The organism is Nonomuraea sp. NPDC049141 (assembly GCF_040648415.1).
Lineage (GTDB): Bacteria > Actinomycetota > Actinomycetes > Streptosporangiales > Streptosporangiaceae > Nonomuraea.
The window spans coordinates 1-20241 of the sequence record NZ_JBEZDR010000005.1; the positions used below are offsets into that span (position 1 = coordinate 1).

Annotated in this window: 16 protein-coding genes and 1 pseudogene; 10 read left to right on the plus strand and 7 right to left on the minus strand. The window is 69.0% G+C overall.

Annotation, left to right across the window (positions count from 1 at the left end; all coding sequences use genetic code 11):
• The first annotated feature begins 413 nt into the window (after positions 1-413).
• Positions 414-2462, plus strand: coding sequence for a S9 family peptidase (locus tag AB0B91_RS15980; RefSeq protein WP_358319241.1), 2049 nt, complete (start codon positions 414-416; stop codon positions 2460-2462).
• Positions 2459-3457 carry an L-glyceraldehyde 3-phosphate reductase gene (mgrA, locus tag AB0B91_RS15985; RefSeq protein WP_358319244.1) on the plus strand — a complete coding sequence of 333 codons (999 nt, stop codon included), beginning with the start codon at positions 2459-2461 and terminating at the stop codon, positions 3455-3457. Before AB0B91_RS15980 ends, mgrA begins: the two co-directional genes overlap by 4 nt.
• Here mgrA and AB0B91_RS15990 read toward each other — a convergent pair.
• Positions 3426-5861 (minus strand): lysylphosphatidylglycerol synthase transmembrane domain-containing protein, encoded by a 2436-nt coding sequence (locus AB0B91_RS15990; protein ID WP_358319247.1) that lies wholly within the window; start codon positions 5859-5861, stop codon positions 3426-3428. The genes mgrA and AB0B91_RS15990 overlap by 32 nt on opposite strands.
• A gap of 139 nt (positions 5862-6000) precedes the next feature.
• Here AB0B91_RS15990 and AB0B91_RS15995 point away from each other — a divergent pair, with 139 nt between their 5' ends.
• Positions 6001-8025 (plus strand): molybdopterin oxidoreductase family protein, encoded by a 2025-nt coding sequence (locus AB0B91_RS15995; protein ID WP_358319249.1) that lies wholly within the window; start codon positions 6001-6003, stop codon positions 8023-8025.
• On the opposite strand, the gene AB0B91_RS16000 is transcribed toward AB0B91_RS15995, so the two are convergent.
• Entirely contained in the window at positions 8004-8462 is a 459-nt protein-coding gene (locus tag AB0B91_RS16000) for a GNAT family N-acetyltransferase (protein WP_358319252.1), read from the minus strand. The two genes, AB0B91_RS15995 and AB0B91_RS16000, sit on opposite strands and share 22 nt — an antisense overlap.
• A gap of 57 nt (positions 8463-8519) precedes the next feature.
• Here AB0B91_RS16000 and AB0B91_RS16005 point away from each other — a divergent pair, with 57 nt between their 5' ends.
• Positions 8520-9437 (plus strand): zinc-binding dehydrogenase, encoded by a 918-nt coding sequence (locus tag AB0B91_RS16005; protein WP_358319255.1) that lies wholly within the window; start codon positions 8520-8522, stop codon positions 9435-9437.
• Here the strand turns inward: AB0B91_RS16005 and AB0B91_RS16010 are convergent.
• Complete coding sequence (locus AB0B91_RS16010) at positions 9403-9855, minus strand: hypothetical protein (RefSeq protein WP_358319258.1); 453 nt, start codon at positions 9853-9855, stop codon at positions 9403-9405. The two genes, AB0B91_RS16005 and AB0B91_RS16010, sit on opposite strands and share 35 nt — an antisense overlap.
• Before the next feature lie 72 nt (positions 9856-9927).
• Positions 9928-10749, minus strand: coding sequence for a methyltransferase domain-containing protein (locus tag AB0B91_RS16015; protein WP_358319261.1), 822 nt, complete (start codon positions 10747-10749; stop codon positions 9928-9930).
• A 90-nt stretch (positions 10750-10839) separates the two neighbouring features.
• Here AB0B91_RS16015 and AB0B91_RS16020 point away from each other — a divergent pair, with 90 nt between their 5' ends.
• The 4 genes and pseudogenes from AB0B91_RS16020 to AB0B91_RS16035 all read left to right on the plus strand — a co-directional run bounded on the left by AB0B91_RS16020 (position 10840) and on the right by AB0B91_RS16035 (position 13999).
• Positions 10840-12645, plus strand: a complete 1806-nt coding sequence (locus AB0B91_RS16020; protein WP_358319264.1) for an acyl-CoA dehydrogenase — start codon at positions 10840-10842, stop codon at positions 12643-12645.
• 118 nt (positions 12646-12763) lie between these two features.
• Positions 12764-13027: pseudogene (locus AB0B91_RS16025) on the plus strand (MBL fold metallo-hydrolase); the annotation flags it as partial.
• Between the two features lie 113 nt (positions 13028-13140).
• Positions 13141-13707, plus strand: coding sequence for an MBL fold metallo-hydrolase (locus AB0B91_RS16030; RefSeq protein ID WP_358319267.1), 567 nt, complete (start codon positions 13141-13143; stop codon positions 13705-13707).
• 67 nt (positions 13708-13774) lie between these two features.
• Positions 13775-13999, plus strand: a complete 225-nt coding sequence (locus AB0B91_RS16035) for a hypothetical protein (RefSeq protein WP_358319270.1) — start codon at positions 13775-13777, stop codon at positions 13997-13999.
• A gap of 22 nt (positions 14000-14021) precedes the next feature.
• Here AB0B91_RS16035 and AB0B91_RS16040 read toward each other — a convergent pair whose 3' ends face one another.
• Entirely contained in the window at positions 14022-14945 is a 924-nt protein-coding gene (locus AB0B91_RS16040) for an NAD-dependent epimerase/dehydratase family protein (protein ID WP_358319272.1), read from the minus strand.
• A 199-nt stretch (positions 14946-15144) separates the two neighbouring features.
• On the opposite strand from AB0B91_RS16040, the gene AB0B91_RS16045 reads away from it, so the two are divergent.
• Entirely contained in the window at positions 15145-15678 is a 534-nt protein-coding gene (locus AB0B91_RS16045; RefSeq protein ID WP_358319275.1) for an RNA polymerase sigma factor, read from the plus strand.
• Positions 15678-16637 carry a CU044_5270 family protein gene (locus AB0B91_RS16050; RefSeq protein ID WP_358319278.1) on the plus strand — a complete coding sequence of 320 codons (960 nt, stop codon included), beginning with the start codon at positions 15678-15680 and terminating at the stop codon, positions 16635-16637. The genes AB0B91_RS16045 and AB0B91_RS16050 overlap by 1 nt, the downstream gene beginning before the upstream one ends.
• On the opposite strand, the gene AB0B91_RS16055 is transcribed toward AB0B91_RS16050, so the two are convergent.
• Positions 16627-16920, minus strand: a complete 294-nt coding sequence (locus AB0B91_RS16055) for a Dabb family protein (protein ID WP_358319281.1) — start codon at positions 16918-16920, stop codon at positions 16627-16629. The two genes, AB0B91_RS16050 and AB0B91_RS16055, sit on opposite strands and share 11 nt — an antisense overlap.
• Positions 16921-16924: 4 nt before the next feature.
• A complete protein-coding gene (locus AB0B91_RS16060; RefSeq protein WP_358319283.1) occupies positions 16925-20179 on the minus strand; it encodes a fibronectin type III domain-containing protein in 3255 nt (1084 codons plus the stop codon).
• Between the last annotated feature and the right edge of the window lie 62 nt (positions 20180-20241).

The following is a 20241-nucleotide window of genomic DNA, read 5'->3' on the forward strand; positions in this document are numbered from 1 at the left end:
TCATCCACACCCGAAAGCATGGACATGACGGGGTTGTGCATCATGCACTGGCTTTTAACACACTGTTGAGTTCTCAAGAAACGGACGCGTACTCCTCAACCTGCGAGAGGCGCTCATTTCGTTCTTTCGTTGTGTCTCTATTCTTTCACCAGTCCGTTTTTCTGTCAAACTGACCGGACTTGCTTAGAATGTCGACCGCCTCTTCAATTTACCATCCCGTAGACCGGGTAGCGAATCGAAGCGACTGCCGCCCAGCACAGCGCAACGCACATCAAAGCCACCGAAGTGGAAGAGGTTGGTTGCGCCGCACCCTGGCGGCTTCTAAAGATTAGCAGCGCCTCCGACCACTCGAGACGCCTTCACTCCGATCAACGGCCACAGAACGATCACGGCCAGGAACATAGACTCCCCACGTGAGCAGCAACACACCGCCTGTGGCGAAGAAATCTCCAACTGAGCGCACCCATCACGGCGACACCGTGATCGACGAGTACGCCTGGCTTACCAATAAGGACGATCCCGACACGATCGCCTACCTGGAGGCGGAGAACGCGTTCCTCCAACACCAGACCGCTCACCTCGGCGACCTCCAGGAGCAGGTCTTCCAGGAGATCAAGGGGCGCACCCAGGAGACCGACCTGTCGGTGCCGAGCCGCAAGGGCGCCTGGTGGTACTTCAGTCGCACCGAGGAGGGCAAGCAGTACGCCGTCTCCTGCCGCGTGCCCGCGGACGGCGAGACCCCGCCTGCGGTCACCCCGGGCGTGCGGCTCGACCAGGAGCAGGTCATCCTCGACGGCAACGAGCTGGCGGGCGACAGCCCGTTCTTCTCCGTCGGCACCAGCGCCATGACGCCCGACGGGACACTGCTGGCCTACTCCACCGACTACAAGGGCGACGAGCGCTTCACGCTGAGGTTCAAGAACCTCGAGACGGGAGAGTTGCTCGACGACGAGATCGAGAACGTCTTCTACGGCGGCGCCTGGTCGGCCGACGGGTCGGCGTTCTTCTACACGCGCGTCGACGACGCCTGGCGTCCGTTCCAGGTCTACCGGCACACGCTCGGCACGCGCGACGACGTCCTGGTCTACGAGGAGCCCGACGAGCGCTACTGGGTCGGCATCGGGCTCACCCGCAGCGAGAAGTACCTCGTGCTCGGCGCGGGCAGCAAGATCACCAGCGAGGTGCGCATCCTCGACGCGAACGACCCGACGGGCGAGTTCCAGGTCGTCCGCCCCAGGAAGACGGGTGTCGAGTACGGCATCGAGCACGCCGGTGACTTCTTCTACGTGCTCCACAACGAGGGCGCCGAGAACTTCGAACTGGCCACCGCCCCGCTCGACGACCCCGGCACCTGGACGCCGCTGATCGCCCACAGCGCCGACACCAGGCTCCTGGAGATCGACGCGTTCGCCGGCCACGCCGTCGTCCACTTCCGCCGCGACGGGCTGACCGGCATCCGCGTCCTGCCGCGCGAGGCCGCCGAATACGAGATCGAGTTCCCCGAGCCGCTCTACGAGGTCGGCCCCGCGGGCAACCCGGAGTTCAGCACCGGCCGGCTCAGGCTCGCCTACACCAGCATGATCACCCCGGCCAGCGTCTACGACTACGACCTGGCCACCCACGAGCTGATCCTGCTCAAGCAGCGCCCTGTCCTGGGCGGCTACGACCCGGCCGACTACGAGCAGTTCCGTGAGTGGGCCACCGCCGAGGACGGCACGCGGGTGCCGATCTCCCTCGTCAAGCGCAAGGACACCGCGAAGCCAGCCCCCACCGTCCTGTACGGCTACGGCAGCTACGAGACCTCCATCGACCCGGGCTTCTCGGTCCCCAGGCTGTCCCTGCTCGACCGCGGTTTCATCTTCGCCGTGGCGCACATCAGGGGCGGCGGCGAGATGGGCCGCCGCTGGTACGAGGAGGGCAAGCTCACCCGGAAGAAGAACACCTTCACCGACTTCGTCGCGGCGGCCAGGCACCTGAAGGCGTCGGGCTGGAGCGAGCGGGTCATCGCCAGGGGCGGCTCGGCCGGCGGCCTGCTGATGGGCGCGGTGGCGAACCTGGCGCCGGAGGAGTTCGCGGGCGTGGTGGCCGAGGTGCCGTTCGTCGACGCGCTCAACACGATCCTCGACCCGTCGCTGCCGCTCACTGTGATCGAATGGGACGAGTGGGGCGATCCCCTGCACAACCCCGATGTCTACGCGTATATGAAGAGCTACACACCGTACGAGAACGTCGACGGCCGCCCGTACCCACCGATCCTCGCGATCACCAGCCTGAACGACACCCGGGTCATGTACCACGAGCCCGCGAAGTGGATCGCCAGGCTCCGGGCGACGGCCGGTGGCGGGCCGTTCCTGCTGAAGACGGAGATGGGAGCGGGACACGGCGGCCGGAGCGGGCGCTATGACGCCTGGCGCGAAGAGGCCTTCGCGCTCTCCTGGATCATCGAGAGGGGCACCGCATGACCTACCAGCCGGACGACACCCGTTACGAGCGCCAGCCGTACAACCGCAGCGGGAGGAGCGGCCTCAAGTTGCCGGCCGTCTCGCTCGGCCTGTGGCATAACTTCGGCGACAACCGGCCGATCGACAACTCGCGGGCGATCCTGCGGCGGGCGTTCGACCTGGGCGTCACGCACTTCGACCTGGCCAACAACTACGGCGTGCCGTACGGCTCGGCGGAGCGGAACTTCGGCGGGATCTTCCGCGAGGACTTCGCCGGCTACCGAGACGAGCTGGTCATCTCCACCAAGGCCGGCTACGACATGTGGCCGGGTCCGTACGGCGAATGGGGTTCGCGCAAGTACGTGCTCGCCAGCCTCGACCAGTCGCTGGGGCGGATGGGGCTCGACTACGTCGACATCTTCTACAGCCACCGGCCCGATCCCGAGACGCCGCTGGAGGAGACGATGGGCGCGCTGGACCGGGCGGTGCGCTCGGGCAAGGCGCTGTACGCGGGGATCTCCAACTACTCCGCCGAGCAGACCGCGCAGGCCGCGCGGATCATGGCGGAGCTGGGCACGCCGCTGCTCATCCACCAGCCGTCCTACTCGATGATCAACCGCTGGATCGAGGACGGGCTGCTCGACGTGCTGGAGGAGGCGGGCATGGGGTGCATCGTGTACTCACCGCTCGCCCAGGGGCTGCTGACTGACCGCTATCTCGACGGCGTGCCCGCCGACTCGCGGGCGGCGACCAGCAGGTTCCTGAGCGCCGACCGGATCGACCTCGATCTAGCGCGCGACCTCAACGAGATCGCCGGGAGCCGCGGCCAGTCGCTGGCGCAGATGGCGCTGTCGTGGGCGATCAGGGATCCGCGGGTGACCAGCGTGCTGATCGGCGCGAGCAGCGTGAAGCAGCTGGAGGACAACGTGGCCTGCGTCGACGGCCCGGCGTTCACTCAGGACGAGCTCGACGCCATCGACAAGGTCACAGGGCCTCGTGCCGCTGGAGGTAGGTGAAGGAGGCCCAGCCCGGCAGCACCGGCAGCCAGAACGTGAGCAGCCGGTGCAGCAGCACGGCCGACGTGGCCAGCTCGGCGGGCAGCCCGGCCACGGTCAGGCCCAGCGTGAGCGCCCCCTCGACCGCGCCCAGGCCACCAGGTGTGGGCGCGGCCGAGCCGATCGCGTTGGCCGTGAGGTAGACGACGGCGACGGTGGTGAAGCCGATCTCGCCGCCGAAGGCCTCGACGCAGGCGTCGAGGCAGACGACGAACGCGATGGTGATCATCAGCGTGCCCACGCAGGCCTCGATCATCTTGCGCGGCGTCTGCAGCACGTCGAGCAGCCGGGGCAGCACGTTGGCGAACAGCGAGTGCATCCGCCCGGTGATGAACCGGCGCAGCGGCGGCACCCCGAACAGCACCACGACCAGCACCGCCACCGCCAGCATCACCACGACCAGCCCACGTGACGGACTGAACGCGGTGGCGGTGTTGGACCCGGTGATGTAGGCGAACAGCAGCAGCAGCGCGATGTGGAAGACCATCATGCTGAGCTGCGAGGCGCCCACGCTGGCCACCGCGAGCGCCGGCGAGATGCCGCGCTTCTGCAGGTAGCGGGTGTTGATCGCGACGCCGCCGACGGCGGCGGGCGTGACGAGTTTGACGAACGAGGCCGCGAACTGGACGAGCACCGTGCGCCAGAGCGGCAGATGCTCGGGTACGAAGCCCCTGAGCATCAGCGCGGCGGCCACGAAGCTGACGAACGAGGCGACCAGCGCCAGCCCCGACCAGGCCCAGTTGGCGGTGGTGATGACCCGCATCAGGTTGACCTGGCTGAGCTGCGACAGCAGGAAGTAGGCGGCCAGCGTGCTGGCGATGATCGTGACCAGGGTGCGCGGCCGGAACCGCTCCAGCCGGATCTCCTCGACCTTGCCCTGCGGCTTGAGCGCGACGATGTGCTCGCGCAGCGCGGCGAGCGCGCCCTTGTCCTTCGACAGCGCCGATCGCGTCTCGCGGGTGAGGGCGATGCGCTGGAGCAGGGGCATCGCGGCGGCCAGCGCGTCGGAACCCATGACGGCGGCGGCGGCCCTGACGGATCGCTCGGCGCCGACGCGGAGCGCCAGGTAGGTGAGCAGCTGCGCGACGTCGAGCCGGAGCAGCAGGTCGCCGGCGGCGATCTCACCGCTGCGGGCGTCGGTGAGCACGACCCGGCCGGCCTGGTCGAGGTGGATGCTGTCGCCGGTCAGCCGGCGGTGGGCGAGCCGCTGGATCTGCAGCAGCGCGACCTGTTCCCAGATCTGCGCGAGCAGGGCGTCGTCGATGTCGGCGTCGGGCACGTCGTCGAGCGGGCGCGTCTCAAGGTGCTCGTAGGCGAGCAGCGCGGCCTCGGTGCCGATCTCGCTGGTGCCGAGCAGGCGCGGCGTGCTCGCGCCCGCCGCCTGCGCGGCGTAGGCCATGAGCGCCTCGCGCTCCAGCTCGGCGCGGAGCGACCTGATCGCCCTGCGCCTGGTCTCGGAGTTGAGCCGGATCCGCCGCCAGAGCCGGTACGGCAGGCCGGCGACCTGCCGGTCGCGGTCGAGCACGGTGACGTCGAGGCGGCTTGCGTCCTTGAGCCCGATGGCGTAGCGGCGGCTGCCCTGGTGGTCGTCCTCGATGCGGCGGGCCGAGACCGGGGAGAAGGAGAGCTTTCGGAGCGCGGCGATGACCGCGTTGCCGGGCGGCCGGGTGTTGGGGCTGCCCACGCCGTACAAGGTGCCGTAGCCCACGGCCATGCCGACCAGGACGGGCACGATCGCGCCCGGCAGCGTGATCTGCCGGCCGGAGAAGAGGGCGAAGATGTCGAGCGCGATCACCGTCCACATGAGCATGCGCCAGGTGGGGCGGCGCGAGATGCGCACGGCGGTGGCGTAGGCGACCACAGAGGTGAGCAGCGTGTTGAGCGGCTCGATGGACCGCCCGCCGGTCAGCAGCATGCGCAGGTCCTCGACGCTGCCGCCGATCAGCCACTGGCCGAGCAGGAACGAGCCGACCATGCCGATGATCGCGGCGATCAGACCCTCGGCGACGCGCAGGCCGTCGCGGTGGAAGACGCGCTCGACGGCGAAGGCCACCGGCACGATGAGCACGGCCGCGCCGCCGAGGAACGTCGCGACGCGGCTGAGCAGATCGGGGACGAGGGTGGTGCCCTCTTTGACGTCCGCTTCGAGGCCGTTGAGCGTCTGCTTGGCGACCAGGGCGATGAGGACGACCGCGGCGAGCACGACCAGCGTGGACAGGAAGCGCAGCAGGTCCGAGGGCCGGCGCAGGCGCTGCGGCAGCAGCGGCTCGACTACGTAGACGTCCGGGTGAGCGCGCGCTTCGTCCACGGCTGGATCCCCCTCCGCGAGGTCCTCCGCGTCATCACGTTCCCTGATTTCGGCCACCGACAGAGATTCTGCACCTTCCCGACCGACCGTACGATCTTTGGGTCCTGCCAATCCTTCACCTTTGATTTCTACCGCGAGTCGGAGCCTGCCGTGGCGTCCCATAACGCCCGGTGGAGTGACACGTAAGCTGTGTCGCATGTCGGGTGAATTGAGGGTTTTGGGAGCATGTCCACTGGACTGCCCGGATACCTGCTCTTGGATCGTCACCGTCGAGGACGGCAAGGCCGTGAAGATGCGCGGCAACCCGGAGCAGCCCTACACCAGGGGCGCGCTGTGCGTGAAGGTCAACCGGTATCTGGAGCACACCCAGGCGGACGACCGCATCCTGTATCCGCTGCGCCGTACCGGACCCAAGGGTTCGGGGCAGTTCGAGCGCATCACCTGGGACGAGGCGTTCGACGAGATCGGGTCCAGGCTGCGGAGCATCGTCGACGAGCACGGCGGCGAGGCGATCTGGCCGTACGTGGGCACGGGCTCGCTCGGCTACATCCAGGGCGCCGAGGGCGTCGCCGGGCGCCGGTTCTGGAACATGCTCGGCGCGTCCAAGCACTGGCTGAACATCTGCGCCACGGCCGGCGGCGCCGGGCTGACCCTGACCAACGGCACGCCCGCCGGCATGGACCCCGAGGACCTCGCGCTGTCCAAGCTCATCCTGCTGTGGGGCACGAACACGCTGACCAGCGGGCATCACCTGTGGAAGTTCATCCAGGACGCCCGCGCCGCCGGTGCCCACGTGGTGGCCATCGACCCGATCCGCACCAGGACCGCCGACCAGGCGGACCAGCACCTGGCGATCAGGCCGGGCACCGACGCCGTGCTCGCGCTCGGGCTGCTGAACGTGGTGCTCGCCGAGGGCGCCCAGGACGAGGAATTCCTCGCCGAGCACACCCAGGGCTGGGAGTCCTTCCGCGCGGAGATCCTGGAGTATCCCGTCGAGCGGGCCGCGGAGATCACCGGCATCCCCGCCGCCGACATCCGCGAGCTCGGGATGCGGGTCGCGCACACCCGGCCGACCGCGATCCGGGCCACGATGGGCGTCCAGCGGCACGCGGGCGGCGGCACCGCGCTGCGGACGATCGGCGCGATCCCCGGTGTCACGGGCGACTGGCGCCATCCGGGCGGTGGCCTGGCCTACTCCACCAGCGGCCACGTGCACCTCGACATCGACACCCGCGACGACCTGCTGGCCAAGCCCGTCCGTACGCTGACCATGACCCGGCTGGCCTCCGAGCTCGACTCGGTGAAGTGCCTCTGGGTCTACGCCGCCAACCCGGTCGGCTCGACCTCCGACACCAACAGGATCCGGCGGCAACTGGCCCGCGAGGACCTGTTCACCGTGGTCATGGAGCACTTCCCCACCGACACGGTCGACTACGCCGACATCGTGCTCCCCGCGACCATGCAGACCGAGCACATGGACCTGCACGCGGGATACGGCCATCTCTACCTCCTCTGGAACGAGCCCGCCGTGGCGCCGCCCGGCGAGTGCCTGTCCACCGCCGAGACGTTCCGCCGCCTGGCCGCGCACATGGGCATGACGGAGCAGTCGCTGTACGACTCCGACCTGGAGCTGGCCGAGCAGCTGCTGAGCAGCGGCCATCCGTCGCTGGAGGGCGTCACGCTGGACCGGCTGCGCAAGGAGGGCTGGGTGCGGATGAACTACCCCCGGCCGTTCACCCCGTTCGCCGACGGCTTCCCCACCGCCTCGGGGCGGCTCCGCTTCCCGCCGCACGGCAAGGCGTACGTGCCACCCCATTCCCTGCGTACGGCCGGCGCCTCACCGTACCCGCTGACCCTGGTGACACCGGCGGCGCACACCTTCCTCAACACGATCTTCGGCAACAACCCGGAGCTCAGGCGCCGGGCCAAGGACCCCGTGGTGCTGGTCAACCCGGCCGACGCCGAGGCGCGCGGGCTGGTGAGCGGGCAGCGGGTGCGGGTGCACAACGAGGGCGGCGAGTTCCTGGCCGACGTCGAGGTGAGCGACCGGGTGGCGCGTGGCGTGGTGGCCTCGCCCAAGGGGAGCTGGCCCAAGCACAACCCCGGCGGCGCGAACCCCAACACGGTCGTGGCGGAACGCGACGCCGACATGGGCCGGGGCCCCTCGTACCACGACAACCTGGTGGAGGTCAGCCCTTGTCAGCTCAGCGACAGTTTGTAGCCCTCGTGTGAGGCCTTGAAGCCGAGCGAGTCGTAGAACCGGTGCGCGTCGACGCGCGTCTTGTCCGAGGTGAGCTGGACGATCGCGCAGCCCCGGGCGCGCGCCCGGTCGATCGCCCACCGCATCATCTCCCGGCCCAGACCCTGGCCCCGGGTCGTGGCGTCGACCCTGACGGCCTCGATCTGGCAGCGCTCGGCGCCGAGCCGCGACAGCCCGGCCAGGTAGGTGAGCTGCATCGTCCCCAGGATCTTGCCCTCACGCTCGGCGACGATCAGCTCGTCGTAGGGGTTGGCGTCGATCCGGGCGAATGCCGCCAGGTACCGCTCATCGGCCGGGTCTCCCTCGCGCTTGGCGCCGAGCGGGTCGTCGGCCAGCATCGCCACGACGGCGGGCACGTCGTCGGCGCGAGCAGGGCGGATTATCCAGTTTTCGTCCATGCCCGCATCATGCCGGAGCGCTTGCCAGAATGATGTTCTATCGGAGAGGCTGTCCGGATGAGGGCAGTCGTCTGCACCGCGTACGGCAAGCCGGTCGAGCTCGTCGAGCGGCCCGATCCCGTCGCGGGTCCCGGCCAGGTGGTGGTCGAGGTCGAGGCGGCCGGGGTCAACTACGTCGACGGGCTGATGGTCGGTGGCACCTACCAGATCAGGCCGCCGCTGCCGTTCACGCCGGGGTACGAGGTGGCCGGGCGGCTGGCCGACGGCACCAGGGTGCTCGCCATCACCGGGATCGGCGGTTACGCGACGCACGTGGTCGTCCCGGAGGCACAGGCCGTACCTCTGCCGGAGGGCTTCGAGCCGCGGACGGCGGCCGCGTTCGCGCAGAGCTACTGCACGGCCAGGTACGCGCTCAAGGAGCGGGCCGGGCTGCGGCGCGGCGAGCGGGTGCTGGTGCTCGGCGCGGGCGGTGGAGTGGGGCTGGCGGCCATCCAGGTGGCCAGGGCGCTGGGGGCCGCCGTGCTGGCGGCCGCGTCGACGCCGGAGAAGCGCGAGCGCGCGGCGCGGGCCGGGGCGGACGAGGTCATCGGCTACGAGGGGCTGAAGGCCGCCGCCAGACGCTGGGGCGTGGACGTGGTGGTGGATCCCGTAGGGGGCGAACTGTCCGAGGAGGCGCTGCGCTCGCTGCGCGAAGGCGGGCGGCTCCTGGTCGTCGGCTTCGCCGGGGGCGGCATTCCGCGGCTACCGGCCAACCAGGTGCTGCTGCGCAACCGGGCGGTGGTGGGGGTGGATTGGGGCGCGTGGTCGATGAGCCACGCGGCCGCCAACCGGCTGATGCTCCAGGAGCTGCTCACGATGCCCGGGATCGACCCGGCGCCACCGGAGGCAAGGCCCCTGGAGGAGGCCGGGCGGGCGATGGACGATCTGATCAACCGCCGGGTCACTGGGAAGATCGTGCTCGTCCCTGCATCGTGAGCGTCAGGACGCCGGCGATCAGATATACCAGGGCGCCGTGCCAGACCGACTCGAAGGCCGAACCGAACACACCCTCCCCGTCGAGCACCAGCTGCACCGGATAGTCCAGGACCGCCGTGATCGCGGCGGGCAGCAGGGCGAACCGCCACGGGTGCTTCAGCGCCCACAGGCGCGCCTGGCGGGTCACCCGGTCGCCCTCGTTCGGCTTGGACACCGCGCCGATGGCGGCGACCAGCGCGAAGACGCTGATCCCCAGGCCGAGCGCCCACACCAGGTCGGCGGAGCCGGGCAGGATCACGCCCAGCCCGAAACTGGCGGCGGCCGTCGCGCCACCGCCGATGGCGGCGGCCCTCCAGGGGGCGCCGCGCAGCGCGGCGCCGGACAACGAGACCTCATCGCGTCGACTGATTTCGTTCATGTCCTCAGAGTGCCTTTTGAGACCCCCCGATGGCATCGGGGACCTACCCTGAGCCATCCCTGACATGCTGGATCAGCGCGTGGGTCGATCCCACCAGATCGTGACCCAGCGTTCGCGCGGGAGCGGCCACATGCCGAGTTCGAGGGCCGTCGCGCCGACCTCCGCCGAGCGCGACGGGTCGAGGCAGACGCGCTGGCAGACGCTCTCCGCCAGCTCCTCCAGGGAGTTGTACCGGTTCAGCGGCGCCTCACGCTCCTCCACCCGTACGCGGTAGCCGAGCGCTGCCGCCAGCGCCACGCAGTCCTCGGCGACGGGCCTGACCGGGCGGCCCACGTTGTGGAAGTGCTGCCACAGCGGCTCCATCCAGCTCATGGGATGGCGGTGCGGGAGTTCGAGCACGACGCGGCGCCGGGCGTGGTCGTTCAGCGCGCGGAGGAAGTCGGCCAGGTCCGGCACGTTGTAGATGACGTGCGCGGCGATCACCACGTCGGCGACCGGCACCTGGTCGGCCACGTCGGGCCAGCGGCCTTGGACCGCGGTGAGCGGGACGCCGAGCTTGTCCGCCCTGAGGCTGAGCTCGTCGAGCATCCCGGCCGAAGTGTCGACCGCGTACAGCGTGGAGAGGCGATCGTGCATGGGCAGCGACGCGGCGCCGGCGCCCGCGCCGACGTCGAGCAGCGTGGCGCGCTCGCCCAGCGCCTCGATGAGGTGCGTCGCGGTGGGGCCGTCGTCGGGCTCCGCGAGCGCTCTGTCGGTGCGCGTGGCGAAGCGCGCCGGGGAATGACCCCACGGGTCGACCGGTGCCTTGGCCATGATCTCGGCGGGGATGGCCCAGGAGTCCAGTCGCTCTCGCCACCGGGCGGCGAGTTCTTCGGCGTCCATGGAGATGAGCATGCCACGCATATTCATGGTTACTCGCGGGTAGCATTTCGAGTAAGGTTACTCGCCAGTACATAACGCCCCCGGTTCAAGGAGATCGACACCATGGGCCACTACAAGAGCAACGTGCGTGACCTGGAGTTCAACCTCTTCGAGGTGTTCGGGCGAGGCGAGATCCTCGGCACAGGGCCGTATGCGGACATCGACGAGGAGATCGCCCGCGGCCTTCTGGACGGGGTCAACAAACTGGCCACCGGCGTCATGGCCGAGTCGTTCGAGGAGGGCGACCGCCACCCGCCGGTCTTCGACGCCGCCACGAACTCGGTCACCATGCCGGAGGGCGTCAAGAAGTCGTTCAGAGCGCTGGTCGACGGCGGCTGGGCGCATCTCGACCTGCCGAGTGAGCTGGGTGGCCCCGGCATCCCGCGGAGCCTGGCCTGGGCCACGGCCGAGATGATCCTCGGCGCGAACCCCGGCCTCTACATGTACGCGGCCGGCCCCAATTTCGCCTACACCCTGTGGGAGGTCGGCACCGACGAGCAGAAGCGCTTCGCCGAGCTGGCCATCGAGCGCAACTGGGGCGCCACCATGGTGCTGACCGAGCCCGACGCGGGCTCGGACGTCGGCGCGGGCCGCGCCAAGGCGATCCGCCAGCCCGACGGCACGTGGCACATCGAGGGCGTCAAGCGCTTCATCACCAGCGCCGAGCACGACATGGCCGAGAACATCTTCCACCTGGTGCTGGCCCGCCCCGAGGGGCACGGACCCGGCACCAAGGGCCTGTCGATGTTCCTGGTGCCGAAGTTCCACGTGGACCTGGAGACGGGTGAGCTGGGCGAGCGCAACGGCGTCTACGTCACCAACGTCGAGAAGAAGATGGGCCTTAAGGTCTCCACGACCTGCGAGCTCACCTTCGGCGACAAGCACCCGGCCATCGGCTGGCTGGTCGGTGAGGTGCACGAGGGCATCAGGCAGATGTTCATGGTGATCGAGCACGCCCGCATGATGGTCGGCACCAAGGCCATCGCCACGCTCTCCACCGGCTACCTGAACGCCCTGGAGTACGCCAAGAGCCGCGCCCAGGGTGCCGATCTGACCAGGATGGCCGACAAGTCCGCTCCCCGGGTGCCGATCACCCACCACCCGGACGTACGCCGCGAGCTGATGCTGCAGAAGTCGTACGTCGAGGGCATGCGCGCGCTGGTGCTCTACACGGCCACGTTCCAGGACACCATCCAGGTCAACCCCGACGACCGGCACGCGCGCGACATGAACGACCTGCTGCTGCCCCTGGTCAAGGGGGTCGGCTCGGAGCGCTCGTACGAGCTGCTGGCCCGGTCCCTGCAGACGCTGGGCGGCTCCGGCTACCTGCAGGACTACCCGATCGAGCAGTACATCCGGGACGCCAAGATCGACTCCCTGTACGAGGGCACCACCGCGATCCAGGGCCTGGACCTGTTCTTCCGCAAGATCCTGCGCAACCAGGGCGCCGCCATCAACTCGCTGCTGGCCGAGATCAACGCCTTCGCCTCCTCCGACGCCGGGAACGGCCGCCTCAAGGAGGAGCGCAAGCTGCTCGCCGAGGCCGCCGCCGACATCAAGGCCATGGGCGACACGATGGCCGGCTGGGCGCTGGGCGCGCTCGAGACGCCGCAGGAGGTCTACAAGGTCGGGCTCAACACGACCAGGCTGCTCCTGGGCCTGGGCGACCTGGTGATCGGCTGGCTGCTGCTGCGCCAGGCCGAGATCGCGCTGGCCCGGCTCGCCGACGGCGAGGACCCCTTCTACCAGGGCAAGGTCGCCGCCGCCTCGTTCTTCGCGGCGACCGTGCTGCCCCGCCTGGCCGCCGAGCGCCGGGTGCTCACCGCCACCGGCCAGGACCTGATGGACCTCCCGGAGGCCGCCTTCTAGACCTGCCTCTGGATCCGCCGCCGGATCCGCCTCCCGCTGAACGCCCGCTCCGCCGTGGAGCGGGCGTTCTGCTGGAAAACGCTCTCTCCGAACGGCTCGCACGCGGTACGTTCGCGACATGAGTGCCTCTCACCACGACGACCAGCCTCTGCCGCCACCCCGTTTGGAAGAGGTCTCGTCAGGCATCTACGCCTACATTCAGCCTGACGGGAGCTGGTGGATCAACAACACGGGCTTCCTGGCCGGGCGGCGCGGGGTGATCTCCATCGACGCCTGCTCGACCGAGCGGCGCACGCGGACGTACCGGCGGGCCATCGCCGAGGTCAGCGCCCGCCCGATCACCACGCTGATCAACACTCATCACCACGGCGACCACACGTTCGGCAACTACCTCTTCCCCGAGGCCACCATCGTCGCCCATGAGCGGACCCGCGAGCTGATCCTGGCCGAGGGCATCCCGGAGTACCGGACGTTCGCCTGGTCACCGGACGTGGAGTGGGCCATCTGGAGGCGGTGGCGCCGTTCCTCACCTACAGCGACCGGATCACGGTCTACTCCGACGAGCTGCGGTGCGAGGTGCGGCATGTCGGATTCGCCGCGCACACCACCAACGACTCCTATGTCTGGATCCCGGAGCGGCGGCTGCTGTTCTCGGGCGACCTGGCCTTCAACGGCGGCACGCCGTTCGTGCTGATGGGCTCGGTGACGGGCGGGATCGAGGCGCTCGACCAGCTCAAGGAGCTGGGCGCGGAGACGGTCGTGCCAGGGCACGGTGACGTGTGCGGGCCCGAGGTCTTCGACCGGGTGCGGGGCTACCTGGAGTTCGTGCTGGCGACCGCCGAGCGCGGCCGGGCGGCGGGACTGACCCCACTGGAGGCGGCCCGCGAGACCGACCTGGGCGAGTGGGGCGAGCTGCTCGACGCCGAGCGCATCGTCGGCAACCTGCACCGCGCCTACGCCGAGCTGGACGGACTGCCCCGGGGCGGCCAGATCGACCTTGTCGCCGCCATCACCGACATGATCACGTTTAATGGCGGAAAGCCACTCTCCTGTCTCGCCTGAGCGTGTGATCACGCATACTCGGGTATGACCGAGGGCGTACGTGCTCTTTGCCGTTGTGGAGGTCGTCATGGGTGTCGGGGTCAGCATCTTCTTCCTCACGCTCGGCGCCATCCTGCGATTCGCCATCGAGCCGGACGTGTTCGGCCAGAGTGTGCACATGGACACGATCGGCGTCATCTTCATGATCGTCGGCGGGGTGGGCGTGGTCCTGAGCATCGTGCTGGCCCCGAGGCGGGGCCGTACCTCCGACAACCAGCTGATGCACCGCGAGAACAACCCGCCGGAAGTCTGATTCGACGCCGCCACCTGCGACGTCAGGTGGTGGGTGCGGCGGCGATGGTGGCCTTGAGGGCGGCATCGAGCGGAGTCGCGGTCATGCCGAAGGTGTTCTCGAACGCCGAGGAGTCGACGACGAAGGGTCGGTCGAACTGGTAGCGCGTCTCTTTCAGCTCACGGATGACGGGGTTGATCAGCTCGAGTGCGAGCAGGATCGGCGCCGGAGGGCGGTTGAGGCGCGGTGCGGGCGCTCCGGCGAGTTCGCACAGCCGCCCGGCCAGTGCGCGGGCCGATAGCGCCGGGTTGCTGGGGGTGTGCCAGGCACGGCCCCAGGCTCGCTCATCGGTGGCGGCGATGGCCATCGCGGCGGCCACGTCGGGCAGGTAGGTCCACGAGTGGGGCTGGTCGGGGTCGCCGAGGAAGGACGTGCTCTTGCCGGCGAGCAGCGAAGGCACGAAGCGGGTGCCGACGGGGGTCTGGTCGCTGGCGCCCGGGCCGAAGTAGTCGGAACTGCGGATCTCGGTGACGCGGGCACGGCCGGCCTGATGCGCGGCCAGCGCGTCGGTCCACATCTTGGCGCGGACACGGCCCTTGACGCCGGGGGCGGCGAGGGGGAGGTCCTCGACCATCGGCGTGGTCACGGGTCCGTAGGCGTAGAGGTTACCGGCGGTGACGAGCACCGCGCCGGTGGCCTCGGCGGCGGCCAGCAACGCGGAAGCCAGCGGCGGCCAGTCCTGTGCCCAGCGGGGGTAGGCGGGACCCGCGCAGTTGTGGAGGGCGTCAGCGCCCTTGACGATCCGGGCGAGCCGGTCGCGGTCGGTGAGATCGGCCGCGACGGACTCGACGCCGGCTGGGCCCTTGCCTGACCTGGTGACCACGACGACCTGGTGCCCCTGTGCGAGCAGGTGCCCGGCAAGGTGCTTGCCGACTTGTCCCGCTCCTGCGATGACGTGCTTGCCCATGATGTCTCCTCCGTTTGAAGCGCCGCTCTCTTACGAGATCAATGCTCTCTCACGGTGGCGATCAAGTCAAGAGCAGTGCTCTCATTTCAGGTCGCCGATCTCATCTAATGTCGACCATCCTGCGGGCAATCTGATGGAAGGGTCTCCCGGGAGCGGGTAATCACAGGTGTCCCTGTTCCCCGGCAAGGGAGACCCTTGCATGATCACGTCTCTTGACGGAGCGGTGGCCGATCCCGAGCGGTTCGCCACGGTCTTCGACGCGCACTACGAGGAGATCCGCCGTTACATCGGCCGCCGCCTCGACCTCGACATCGCCGAGGACCTCGCCGCCGAGACCTTCCTCGTCGCGTTCCGCCGTCGCGACAGCTTCGACGCCGCCAAGGGCGGCGTCAGGCCATGGCTGTACGGCATCGCCACCAACCTCATCGGCAAGCACCGGCGGGCCGAGATGCGGCGCTACCGGGCACTGGCCAGGTCCGGGCCACCAGGCGACGACGGCGGCCACGACCAGCGAGTCGTGGACCGGGTCGCCGCCGGGGTGACCGTCCAGAAGCTCTCGGCCGCGCTGGCCGGGCTGTCGCGCGGTGAGCGCGACGTGCTGCTGCTCGTCGCGTACGGCGGGCTGATCTACGACGAGGTGGCCGCGGCGCTCGGTATCGCCAACGGCACCGTCGCCTCCCGGCTGAGCCGAGCCAGGACCAAACTACGTGACGCGCTGGGAGTTGAGGTCTGATGAAGGAGTTCCAGCTCATCGACGACGTGATGCCGGACGTGCCGCCGGCCGACCACGCGCGGGTGATGGCGGTCCGCGCCCGGATGCTGAACGATGCCCCGCGCCGACGTCTGCCCGGCTGGTCCCGGGTGGCGCTCGCGGCGGCGTCCGTCGCCCTGGTGCTGATCGGCGGGTTCGTGGTGGTGCCAGGATTGGGCGGGGGCTCGGACACCGCCGCGACTCAGGAGGACCCGGCCCAGGCGCTCGCAACGGCGGCGGACCGGCTGGCCGCCCAGCCGCCCGGTGAGGGCGCCTGGTGGCGGCGCGAGATGGTGCGGATCACGAGGAAGGCCACCCCCCACTACACCGTCGAGTATCGCAATCCTGAGGTGATGTGGATCAGCCGAGACGGTGTGCAGCGGATCAAGAAGCTTGATCTCACCGCCGCACCGGTGACGCGCGCCGACGAGCAGGCATGGAAGGACGCGGGATCGCCACCGCTCTGCGACTCCAAGAGCGGCTGCCAGGTCGGCAAGACCTTCTACGGGCCGGTGGAGCTGTCGGAGTTCAAGCCCGTGACAGGGTTGCCCACCGACGCGGAGGCGCTCGAGGCCGAGTTGCTCAAGCGCTACTCCGACCCCCGGGACAACCGGGAAACCTGGCTCTGGACCGTCGTCTGTCAGCTGCTGGAGGACGCCGAGACCACGCCGGGCACGCGTGCCGCGCTCTACCGGATGCTCACGGAGCTGCCCGGCGTGCGGGTGGCCGACGGGGTCACGGACCTCGACGGACGTACCGGACTCGGGCTGTTGTTCAACAGCCCGGAGGTACTCCAGCAGATCATCATCGACCGGGAGAGCGGCGACCTGCTGGCCATTCAGCGCACACCGACGAGGTCCGACGGCTCGCCGGTCGGCGAGCTGGTCGACAGCAACGTGATCAAGAAGCTCGGGTGGACCGACGAAGCTCCTAAAGACTGAGCTGCAGAGCCGCCCGGCTCGCGATGATCGGCTTGATGTGTTCCGCGATCACCTTCTGGTGCTGAGGGTGATCGCGGTACACCAGGTAGTCGTCGACGTTGTCGAAGTCGGCGACCACCCCGAACTCGTGGTTGCCCTGGTTGATGCCCGCGTCGGCGTCCGCCGTGTAGGACCGGATCTCCGGGATGATCCCCGGCAGTTTGCGCAACTCTGTCGCGACCGTGGCCTTCTGCTCCTCGGTGGCGTCTTCGGTCCAGGTGAACAGCACGACGTGGCGAATCATGAGGTCAGCCTATCGAGATCCGGTCGACGTTCGGCCCGCCGTTGGCCGTGGTGGCGGTGGCTCTGATCTTGTTCGCTCCTTGGGTGAGGTTGATGGTGAGGGTGGAGGTCTGCCAGGTGTCCCAGTCGCCGGTGCCGTTGAAGTCGCGGTTGACCGCCGTGCCGCCGTTGACCGCGATGGCCATCGGCCGGTTCACCGTGGTGCCGTTGGCGTAGCGCAGCTCCAGAGTGACCGGTCCCGCCACGGGGGCGTTGACCGTCCACTCGACGTAGCTGCCGGTCACGTTGTCGTAGTTGACGAACCCGGTGCCGGTGTAGCCGTCGTGGTTCGACTCCGCCGCGCCCTGGGAGATCGTCGCGTCCTCGGCCTGGTAGACGACCGGGCCGCTGCCGGTGGTCTCGGTCACCGCGTTCGAGGCGTCCGAGGTGTTGCCGGCCGCGTCGCGGGCCTTGACCGTGAACGTGTACGACGTGGCGGCCGTCAGGCCCGAGACCGTGGCCGTCGTGCCGGTGGCCGTGGTGGCCAGGGTCGTGCCGTTGTAGACGTCATAGCCGCTCACCCCGGTGTTGTCGGCGGAGGCGTCCCAGGAGAGCGTGACGCTGGAGGACGTCTTGGCGGTGCTGCGCAGGTTCGCCGGCGCGGTCGGCTTCTCGGTGTCCGGCGGGCCGGTCGGGACGGTGAGCGTCGCGGTGTTCCAGCCGGACACCCTGACGCTCGCCGCGCCGCTCAGGTCGGCGGCCCGGTAGGTGGCGGTCAGGGTCTTCGACTCGCCCGGCCAGAGGCTGATCGCGTTGTCCGACCACTGGATCGGCAGCACCGGTTTGCCGGACGCGTCCACGACGTGCGCGTCGAGCATGAACGCGGGGATCTTGCCCGTGCCGGTGTTGCTGATCGTCACCGCGACGGTCCCGGGGGACGGCGACGTGGCGGTGGCGGTGATCGGGGCCTGGGCCAGGCTGTTGAGCCCGGTCAGGTTGGCGTAGCTGGTGGTCGGCACGTAGTACCAGTCGTTGTTGTCCCAGTCGATGACGTCGCTCGCCGTGGACAGCGCGTACACGTTGCGGTCGATCTCCTCCCCGCCCCGCAGCAGGCTCAGCCGGACGAGGTAGGTCGTGGACAGGCCGCTGATCGACGGGACGGTGACCGCGGTGGCCTTGCCGCCGTCGGCGGGGACGGTGACCGTGACCGTGTTGGTGTACTTCGAGGTGCCGTCCATGTTGAACACGTCGGTCTTGACCGTCAGGCCCGAGGCCGCCGAGGGGCCCGAGTTGACCACGACGACGGACTTGTTGTCGTAGGAGTACTGGACGTGCAGCGGCCTGTTCGCCTCACGGGCACCCCAGTAGGAGCCGCCCTGGTCGAGGTAGTAGTCGAACAACTGCCAGTGCAGCGACGACCAGCCGCTGTTGAGCATCCAGTAGATGACGCCGGTCGAGGGGTTGCTGGAGTCGGTGAAGTTGCGGCCGTACGCCTCGAACTGCGCGCGGACCGCCTCGTACTGGGCGAGCTGCGCCTTCTTCACGTAGTCCGTCAGGCTGGACGGCACGCCGTACCGGCCTCTGAGGGCGTTGTGATAGATCGTCAGGTTGTTGAACGTGCTCGACGGGGAGCGGTGATACTGCGTCGCGCTCGGGCTCTGCCAGAGCGAGTTGATCTGCGCGGTGGTCATCATCCGCTTGAGCGAGTCGAGGGTCGGGACGTCCGGGCCCGCGCTGGTCTCGGAGTTGAAGCCGAACGCGCCGCCTTCGCGCTTGTTGTACCAGTAGTTCGGCGGCACCCACTCGTACGGGCCCGGCATCTTCAGGCCGGAGTTGCCCAGTTGCGGGCTGGACTTGTCCGAGGCCACGGAGACGATCGGCAGCGGCCACTCGGCGGCCGTCAGGGCGTCGAGGTAGTTGGTCTCCTTCTGGGCCGTCGGCGGGTTGTCGGAGCCGATCAGGAACGAGATCACGCTGGGGTGGTTACGCAGCCTGGTGGCCTCCGCCTGCATCGACGCCTTGGCGATGGGGTAGTCGGCCGTGGCGAAGGAGCCTTCCCACTTGTTACAGCACTCCCAGCCGGGCATGGTCAGGATGCCGTACTTGTCGGCCAGGTCGTAGAGCTCGTCGGTGTCCAGGTGGCCTTCGACCCGGATGGTGTTCAGGCCGAGGTCCTTGACGTACCGGATCTTGTCCTCCAGGTAGCGCAGATCCTTGCGCAGGAAGATGTCCGGTGACCAGCCGCCGCCCCTGATCAGGATCGACCGGCCGTTGATCTTGTAGAAGCGGCGGCCGCTGGCGTTCTTGGCCGACTCGACCTTGCGGACGCCGAAGCGCTGGGTCAGCGTGTCGCTCACCGCGCCGCCGACGGTCGCCGTGAGGTTGAGGTCGTACTGCGGCTGGGCGCCCATCTGGTAGGGCCACCAGACCTGTGGGTTCGTCAGCGTCTGGCTGAACGTGATGCGCTTCGTCTCGTTCGCCGCGAGCGAGACGTTCTGGGAGAACGCGAGCGAGCCGATCGTCCCGCTGACCGTGGTGGTCACCGCACTGCCGGTGCCGTTGCGTACGTCGGCCTTGATCGTGAGGTCGGCGCGGTCGAGGGCGGGCACGGCCAGGTTGGTGATCACGTGCGCGTCGCGTAAGGAGACGTCGGCGCTGCGCCTGATCAGCACGTCACGGAAGATGCCCGTGTTGTCGTCGCGCGGGACCTGCACCCAGTCGATCCAGCCGATCGTCAGGTGGTTGTTCGGGTTGTTGGCGTTGACGCGGAAGGCCACCGAGTTGACGCCCGGGTGGACCAGCGCGGTGACGTCGCGCTCGTGCCGGGTGTAGGCGCCGGCGACCTGAGCGGCGGTGGCCACCTGGGTGCCGTTGACCCACACGTCGGCGCTCGACATCACGCCGCTGAAATCGAGGAACGTGCGTAACCCGGCCTCGGAGCCGAGGGTGAAGTCCGAGCGGTACCACCAGGGGACGTCGAAGTCGGCGGTCGGGATCGACTGCATGTTCGTGGAGAAGAACGGGTCGGAGTAGACGTTGTTCTCCAGCAGCCCGGCCAGGACGGTCGAGCGCGGGCCGACCGGATACCAGCCGGAGGCCGCGTAGCCGGGAGTGGAGATCGCGGTGCCGGAGTCCGACACCTTGGCGGATGACTGGATCTTGTAGCCGGAGAGGGCTGTGGAGGAAGCGGTCGCCGCCGGTGCGGCCAGGGCGACACCCCCTGCGCTGACCAGCAAAGTGCAGGTCCAGAGCAGGATGAGGATGAGCCGGGAGCGGGCCATGGGTCCTCGCAAGCTCGATGGAGTTTGTTAATAAACCTTCTTAACAACTAAACGCGATCTCG